The 6,620-nt window shown below is 61.9% G+C and carries 7 protein-coding genes; 1 reads left to right on the plus strand and 6 read right to left on the minus strand.

Annotated elements, in window-relative coordinates; all coding sequences use genetic code 11:
• The coding region (locus AC1D0Z_RS14140; protein WP_477658860.1) for a glutathione S-transferase N-terminal domain-containing protein at positions 1-494 on the minus strand (494 nt) is incomplete at its 3' end.
• Positions 495-550: 56 nt separating this feature from the next.
• Between AC1D0Z_RS14140 and AC1D0Z_RS14145 the strand changes: the two genes are divergently transcribed.
• Entirely contained in the window at positions 551-1,237 is a 687-nt protein-coding gene (locus AC1D0Z_RS14145; protein WP_477658861.1) for a hypothetical protein, read from the plus strand.
• Between the two features lie 90 nt (positions 1,238-1,327).
• Here the strand turns inward: AC1D0Z_RS14145 and AC1D0Z_RS14150 are convergent, their stop codons facing one another.
• From AC1D0Z_RS14150 to AC1D0Z_RS14170, 5 genes are all read right to left on the minus strand, one after another.
• Entirely contained in the window at positions 1,328-2,587 is a 1,260-nt protein-coding gene (locus tag AC1D0Z_RS14150; protein WP_477658862.1) for an acyl-CoA dehydrogenase family protein, read from the minus strand.
• 50 nt (positions 2,588-2,637) lie between these two features.
• Complete coding sequence (locus AC1D0Z_RS14155; RefSeq protein ID WP_477658863.1) at positions 2,638-3,729, minus strand: phosphotransferase family protein; 1,092 nt, start codon at positions 3,727-3,729, stop codon at positions 2,638-2,640.
• 48 nt (positions 3,730-3,777) lie between these two features.
• Positions 3,778-4,503: a Crp/Fnr family transcriptional regulator gene (locus AC1D0Z_RS14160; protein ID WP_477658864.1), complete on the minus strand. Its 726-nt coding sequence runs from the start codon at positions 4,501-4,503 to the stop codon at positions 3,778-3,780.
• A gap of 151 nt (positions 4,504-4,654) precedes the next feature.
• Positions 4,655-5,434 (minus strand): oxepin-CoA hydrolase, alternative type, encoded by a 780-nt coding sequence (locus AC1D0Z_RS14165; RefSeq protein ID WP_477658865.1) that lies wholly within the window; start codon positions 5,432-5,434, stop codon positions 4,655-4,657.
• Positions 5,435-5,583: 149 nt separating this feature from the next.
• The coding region (locus tag AC1D0Z_RS14170; protein ID WP_477658866.1) for a 3-hydroxyacyl-CoA dehydrogenase family protein at positions 5,584-6,620 on the minus strand (1,037 nt) is incomplete at its 5' end.

Genomic DNA, 6,620 nt, shown 5'->3' on the forward strand with positions numbered 1-6,620 from the left:
GCGATGGTGTATTCATCGCAGGCGATGAACTTGTTCGCCGAAAGCCGCCTGTCCATCACACCGTACAGCCGCTTCGTTTCATTGGTGTAGCGGTTGATGGCGTAGTCGATTTTCTCCGGCGCATACTGCCGGAAATGGTGGGTCTGTCCAATCATGGGGCCAACGCCGCCCATCTGGAACATCAGCCACTGCAGCACCTGAAATTTGAGTCGGTCGCTTTTTGGCAAAAATCGGCCTGTTTTTGCGGCCAGGTACAGGAGGATGGCCCCGGATTCGAATAGCGAAATAGGCTTGCCGTCGGGACCCACCGGATCGATCAGCGCAGGAATCTTGTTGTTCGGGCTGATGGCCAGAAATTCGGGCTTGAACTGGTCGCCGGTGCCGATATTGACGGGAATCGCCCGCCAGTCCCGGTCCAGCCGCAATCCGCACTCTTCCAGCATGATGTGGACCTTGTGGCCGTTCGGTGTGGGCCAGGAGTAAACATTGATCATTGGCGCTTCCTTGGACTAACATGAGGTTGCTGCACTTTAAGAGAAAAGCAAAAACCATGTTTGAGCGGTTAAAGAAAGTCTTTGTCGGAGGCAAGGGGGATGCGGGCGATGCCGGCGCCTCCGACGATGCCGTGTCCGAGTGGGCCGGCACCCGCGGCTTTTCGTATACCGGCCTGGGGGAGGGCAAGGGCTTTGCCCTGAAAGGTTCCGTGAGCGGCAAGCCCTGGAAGATGGAACGTGGCCGGGCCTCGCGCGACTACATCCGCGGCGAAGAACTCCGCGCGCGGGGCGAGATCAAGGTCAACGACGACGTCACGGTGCTGGTCATGAACCGGGCCCTGAAGGATTCACTCGAAAAACGCGCTTACCAGGCGTATACCGACACCCTGCAGACCACCGCAGACCCGAGCATGCCGGAAGAGGTGCGCTGGCTGGCCATGTATTCGGAAGTGGGCTGGGAAAGCCTGCCCAAGCCGTTCTGGCAGCGCTATGCAGTCATGGCAGACCAGCGCGTGCATGCACAGGCCTGGCTGGACACTCACCTGGTGGAGTTGCTGATGAACTGGCCGGAGCCGGCACCGGATGCGCAAGTGCCTTTCATCCTGATGATTCTGCGCGGCAAGGCCTACCTGCGCATGCAGTACACCCCTGCCGACATGCCGACACTGGAACATGCAGCCCAGGTTTTCACGAGCGCCTGCGAATCGGCCATTGCGGGCCTGTCCAACGACATCACGCTCTGATCGCATTTGCCATTTTCAGGGCGAAAATCGCACTCTAGCCATACAGGGCGAGCGCGAGCAGCTATTGATTTGATAGCGAGCTGGGGCGCGTCAGCCGCCACGCGTGATCGGCATCTCGACTTCGCCGGGCATCAGCAAGTGCTTGGCCAGCTCGAGCTTCGCCAGAGAAGCGCGATGCACCTCGTCCGGGCCGTCGGCCAGCCGCAATGTGCGCTGGCTGGCGTAGGCGTAGGCCAGCGGGAAGTCGTCCGACACGCCACCGCCGCCGTGGGCCTGGATGGCCCAGTCGATGATCTGGCAGGCCATGTTGGGTGCGACCACTTTGATCATCGCGATCTCGGCCTTGGCAACCTTGTTGCCCACCGTATCCATCATGTAGGCTGCCTTGAGGGTGAGCAGGCGGGCCTGCTCAATCATGCAGCGGGCCTCGGCAATGCGCTCGTGCCAGACGGACTGGCTGGCAATCGGCTTGCCGAAGGCGACGCGGGTATTGAGCCGTTTGCACATCAGCTCCAGCGCACGTTCGGCAATGCCGATGCTGCGCATGCAGTGGTGGATGCGTCCGGGGCCCAGGCGGCCTTGGGCGATTTCAAAACCGCGGCCTTCGCCGAGCATCAGATTGGCGGCGGGCACGCGCACATTGGTCAGGCGCACTTCCATGTGGCCATGCGGGGCATCGTCGTAGCCGAAGACGGACAGCGGGCGGATTACCTCAATGCCAGGCGTGTTGGCGGGCACCAGGATCATGGATTGCTGTTCGTGGCGGCCTGCGTCGGGGTTGGTTTTCCCCATGACGATGTAGATGGCGCAGCGCGGGTCCCCCGCACCGGATGACCACCACTTGAGGCCGTTGAGCACGTAGTCGTCGCCGTCGCGCTCGATACGGCACTGGATGTTGGTGGCGTCGGACGAGGCGACTTCGGGTTCGGTCATCAGGAAGGCCGAGCGGATCTCGCCCTTGAGCAACGGGTCCAGCCACTGGTCTTTATTGGCTTCCGAGCCGTAGCGGGCAATGGTTTCCATGTTGCCGGTGTCGGGTGCCGAGCAGTTGAAGACCTCGGCCGCAAAAGGCACACGGCCCATGATTTCGCACAGCGGCGCGTATTCGAGGTTGGACAGACCCTCAGGCGCACGCGGCGAATGCGGCAAAAACAGGTTCCACAGCCCTGCTGACCGCGCCTTGGGTTTGAGCTCTTCAACGAGTTTGGTCGGGATCCAGGCATTGCCCTTGGCGCGGTTTTCTGCGATCTCGCGGTAAAACCGGGCCTCGTTCGGATAGACATGCTCGTCCATGAACTTGAGCAGGCGCGCCCGCAGTTCCTGTACTTTTTGGGTGTAGTTGAAGTCCATGAAATCTCCAGAAGGATGTGGGCGATGTTGTTATGAGGACAGCAGCGGGATCAGCCCTGGCTTTTCAGCGCAAAGCCCCATGCCATTTTTGCGAGCAGCGGAGCCCCTGCGGCTGAGCTGACGGCTTGCGCGCTGGAGGCCGTACCGGCCTCGACGCGCTTGGCAATGCCCTGCAGGATGGCGGCAATGCGAAACAGGTTATAGGCCATGTAGAAGTTCCAGTCGGCCTTGAGTGCCTCGGGTGTGGCCAGGCCCGTACGCTCACAGTAAAGGCGTATGTAATCCGATTCGGTGGGAATGCCCAGACTGGCGACATCCAGCCCGCCGATGCCGCGGAAAGCGCCCGGTGGAATATGCCAGGCCATGCAGTGGTAGCTGAAGTCGGCCAGCGGGTGTCCCAGTGTGGAAAGCTCCCAGTCGAGCACGGCCAGCACGCGCGGCTCGGTCGCGTGGAACAGCAGGTTGTCGAGCCGGAAGTCGCCGTGCACGATGGAGACCAGGCTTTCGTCGCGCGCGCTGGCCGGGATGTTGGCCGGCAGCCATTGCATCAGGCTGTCCATTTCTGCAATGGGCTGGGTGATGGAGGCGGTGTACTGCTTGCTCCAGCGGCCAATCTGGCGCTCAAAGTAATTGCCGGGCTTGCCGTAGTCGGCCAGGCCCCGCTCGGCAAACTTCACCTTGTGCAGGGCAGCGATCACGCGGTTCATCTCGTCGTAAATCTCGCCGCGCTGGGTGTGGGTCATGCCGGGAAGAGACTGATCCCAGAGCACGCGGCCCTCGACAAATTCCATCACGTAGAAGGCGCGGCCTATCACGGACTCGTCTTCACAGAGGCAATACATTTTGGGCACCGGCACGTCGGTGCCTTGCAAGCCTTGCATGACCTTGAACTCGCGCTCGACCGCATGGGCGGACGGCAGAAGCTTCGCCACCGGTCCGGGCTTGGCGCGCATCACATAAGAGGCAGAGGGCGTGATCAGCTTGTAAGTCGGGTTGGACTGGCCGCCCTTGAAGATCTCGACCGTGAGCGGGCCTTTGAACCCGGACAGGTGCAGGTCCAGGTAGCTTGTCAGGGCCGCGACATCAAAAGCTTGCGCGCCTGAAACAGCCCGTGTGCCGACAAAGTGATCGAAGTTGCTCATGCTTGAACGTGTTGTCTGTGTTGATTTTTTGCTTGTTTGCTTGTTGATTTATTTGTCGACTTCAGCTTCAGAAATTCGCATCAGGGCCTGGCGATTGCGAACCACCAGGCCGCCCGGCTCGATGCGGATGGCTTCCTCCCGCTCCATGGACTTGAGTTCCTGGTTGACGCGCTGGCGCGAGGCGCCCAGCAGCTGGGCCAACTCCTCTTGCGCCAGTTGCAGGCCGATGCGCACTTCGCCACTGTCTGCCAGGCTGGGTACGCCGTAGCTGCGTACCAGGTGAAGCAACTGCTTGGCCAGCCGCGCACGCAAGGGCAGGGTGTTGAGGTCTTCCACCAGGCCGAAGAGCTGCCGTATGCGCCGGGCATGCAGGCGCAGCAGCGCCTCGTAAAGCTCGACGTGCTGACTCAATATCTTGCGCAGGTCGGCACGCGAGACGCACAGCAGCGTTGTCTCGCCATGCGCATAGGAATCGTGGGTGCGCCGCTCGCCGTCGAAAATTGCCACATCGCCGACCCAGATGCCGGGCTCCACGTAGGTCAGGGTCACCTGCTTGCCCGAAATCGAGGTCGAACTCACCCGGATGGCACCGCGCGCGCAGGATATCCATTCTTCCGGCGCGTCGCCGCGGGCGCTGATGAGTTCRCCGTCTTTGTAGCGTTTGACGTAGGCGCATCGAAGTATGTCGTGCCTCAGGGATGGGGACAGGGATGAAAACCAGCGGCCGTTGTTGATGGCCTCTCGTTCCTCTATCGTAAGAATCGGATCGTCCATGGTCTGTCTTTTGAGTGACTAACAAGAGGCCCATTGTCGCTTGAGGGACGCCGGCGGCGCCACCCTGCTGTCGCATGGGTGTCGCGGGGGCCGGAGAAGGCCATTTGAATTGAAAGACCAGCCCGGGCTGCCGCTGCCTCGGGCGGTGAGCCTAACGGTAGTGCGGTGTGCGCTTGTTCAGAAAGGCGTCTATGCCCTCACCGGCATTGGCGTCATGCAAATTCCGAACGAAATGCTTTTGTTCGCTGGACAACTGTTCGTTAAGCGTGCTGCCCGCTGCGTCGTTGATGAGTTCCTTGATGCTGGCCAGTGCGTTGGGCGCGCGAGCGTTGAGGCCGGCGGCCAGCTCCAGGGCCTGCGCGAGGGCTTCGCCCGGGGCTGTGACGCGGTTGACCATCCCCATGTCATGCAGGCGGCGTGGGCCTATGCGCTCGCCGGCCATCAGGAGTTCGCTGGCCAGCGCACGCGGCAGGGCGCGCGCCAGGGCCCAGCTGCCACCGCCGTCAGGCGACAACGCTACCGTGCTGTAAGACATCACAAACACAGCGTTGTCCGCCGCGACGACAAAATCGCAGGCCAGCACCAGCGAAAACCCGGCGCCGGCGGCAGCACCCTCCACGGCGGCAATCACGGGTTTGGGGTATGTCCGGATCGAATCAATCCAGTTGTGCAGGCCTTCGATGCTTTGGGCCTGCACTTCCGGCGGCTCCCGGCGGTTGGCCTGCAGGCGCTGCAGGTTTCCCCCGGCGCAAAACATGGCACCTTCCCCGGTGATCACCACACTGCGGACGTCGGGATTGTTTTCGGCGGCATTCAGGGCCTCAATACCCGCGGCGTAGATGTCCGGGCCGAGCGCGTTCTTGAATTCCGGATTACTGATCGTAAGGATGAGCGTGCCGCCCTCGCTGGTACTTTTTAGTGCGCCTGCCATGTCAATCCTTCAAAATATTAATCAGCTCTACAAAGGTCGCAGTTTGCGTATCTACCCGCAGACGCCGCGGAACTGGCTTTGCCAGGCCGCTAGCGTCGCCCCCCTCGAGGGGGAACAAGCTACACGTAGTGAGCCTGGACGGGGGTGTTTCATTCCTCCTGATGCAGGAGGCTCAGGCCGATGGCGCCGCGGCGGCGTAACCAGGGGGAGGGGCGGTAGCGCTGGTCACCGTACACGGTTTGCATGTTGAACAGCACTTCCAGCACATTGGTCGGGCCGTAGCGGTCTCCCATGGCCAGCGGACCCAGGGGGTAGCCCAGGCCCAGCGTCACGGCGGTTTCCAGGTCTTTCGGGCTGCAAATGCCCTGCTGGCAGATGTCACTGGCAATGTTGACGATGGTGGACACCACGCGCTGGGTGACAAAACCGCCGCTGTCGCGAATGACGCTGACTGCCTTTCCGTCGCGGGCAAAGAGGGCGTGGGCAGCGTCGCGCATATCGGTACGGGTGGCCGGGTTGGTGGCCAGCACACGCCGCTTGGTGGCGGCGTCGTCGATCAGCATGTCAATGCCCACTGTGCGGGCCGGGTCCAGGCGCTCCACGACGGCGACGGTGGTGATATCGAAGCCAAGGGGAGCCACCAGCATCAGCGCCTGTGGTGAGGCGGAGGCGCCGGTTTCGATTTTGGCGCCGAGGTTTTTGAGCAGTTGCAATAGCTCTGAGCGGCGTGAAGCGCGCGGCGAAACCCATACTGGCGGAAGTTCTGCCACCTGAGGAACCGCTGGCTCCGGCGGTACCTGCATGGAGCCTTCGACATAGCGGTAAAAGCCTTCGCCGGTCTTTCGGCCCAGCATGCCGCCAGCCAAGCGCTGCGCGGTGATCACGCTGGGACGGTATCGGGCTTCTTCGTAGTACTGCTTGTAGATGGACTCCATCACCGGATGGGAAACGTCCAGCGCAGTCAGGTCCATCAATTCAAACGGACCAAGCTTGAAACCGGCTTGGTCGCGCAGGATGCGGTCTATGGTGGCGAAGTCCGCCACACCTTCGCTGACAATGCGCAGCGCCTCGGTGCCATAGCCCCGGCCGGCGTGATTGACGATAAAACCGGGTGTATCTTGCGCTTGCACCGGGGTGTGGCCCATTTGCCGGGCGTATTGGTTCAGGTTCTCGCAGACGGCGGGGC

This window comes from Polaromonas sp. P1_E3 (genome assembly GCF_056405935.1).